We start from the raw sequence: 1,133 nt of genomic DNA, 5'->3' as shown, positions 1-1,133 counted from the left end.
TAGCCGCCGGGCAGCGACACGCGCGCCACCCCGCACCGCGCCAGAAGCGGGCCGAGCACGAGAATCGAGGCCCGCATCTTTGATACGATGTCATACGGCGCTTCGGTGTTGGTGATGCTGCCGCCCACCGCGATCGTGCCGCTGTCGCCGTTCACGTCCTCCACCGTCAGGCCGTGCTGTTCGAGCAGCCTGCGCATGGTGCGGATGTCGGCAATGCGGGGCACGTTGTCCAGCACGAGCCGTTCGGACGTGAGCAGTCCGGCGACCAGCAGCTTGAGCGCCGAATTCTTCGCCCCCCCGATAATGATGTCGCCGCGCAGCGGATGCCCGCCGTGAATGATGAAACGGTCCATGCCTTGTATTCCCTGCCTTACATGCGCGGCGGGGCGACGCCGACCTGCCCCATGTATTTGCCCTTGCGGTCGGCGTAGCTGATCTCGCACGGGGAGGCGCCCTGCAGGAACAGGAACTGGCAGATCCCCTCATTGGCGTAGATGCGCGCGGGCAGCGGGGTGGTGTTGCTGATCTCGATCGTGACCTGGCCTTCCCATTCCGGCTCCAGCGGGGTCACGTTCACGATAATGCCGCAGCGCGCATAGGTTGACTTGCCCAGGCAGATGACCAGCGTATCACGCGGTATGCGGAAATATTCGACCGTATGCGCCAGCACGAAGCTGTGGGGCGGGATGGTGCAGCAGTCCCCCCGGCGGGTCACGAAGCTGTTTTCGGCAAAGTTCTTGGGGTCCACCACCGCGTTGTCCACATCGGTGAAAATCTTGAACTCGCTCGCCACGCGCGCGTCGTACCCATAGGACGACAGGCCGAAGGAGATGACCCCGCTGCGGTTCTGCTTCTCCACGAAGGGTTCGATCATGCCATGTTCCGTGGCCATGCGACGAATCCACGTATCAGGCATTATTGGCATGGTGTCCCTTCCTTCGGCATTGATGGCGCGTGGACGGAAAAGCCGCCGCCCGCTGCGCGACCACTAGCGAAGTGACCAGCCGACCGCAACCGGCAATCACCTTTCGTTGCCGGATATGTCGCCCTTCTCCGGCTGGTCCATGTCGGTGTCGGGGGTGGTGCGCGCGCGGCTCTGCTGCTTGCGGCGGCGCAGGTTGGCGCGCAGGCCG

General features: G+C 64.3%; 1 protein-coding gene and 1 pseudogene. Both read right to left on the bottom strand.

Annotated features, from left to right (window positions below; all coding sequences use genetic code 11):
• Positions 1 to 353 (bottom strand): annotated as a pseudogene (locus JCM25156_RS25860) (UDP-N-acetylglucosamine 1-carboxyvinyltransferase); the annotation flags it as partial.
• 17 nt (positions 354 to 370) lie between these two features.
• On the bottom strand, positions 371 to 925 hold the full coding sequence (gene dcd / locus JCM25156_RS17530; RefSeq protein ID WP_025814187.1) for a dCTP deaminase: 555 nt from the start codon (positions 923 to 925) through the stop codon (positions 371 to 373).
• Positions 926 to 1,133 lie beyond the last annotated feature (208 nt).

It is taken from the genome of Komagataeibacter kakiaceti JCM 25156 (assembly GCF_000613305.1).
The sequence above is the reverse complement of the archived record's forward strand: the minus strand, read 5'-3'. Positions and strand labels throughout refer to the sequence as shown.

What these genes read in the sequence shown, in the direction of transcription:
- dcd (WP_025814187.1), bottom strand. Translation starts at nt 925, where the DNA reads ATGCCAATAATGCCTGATACGTGGATTCGTCGCATGGCCACGGAACAT.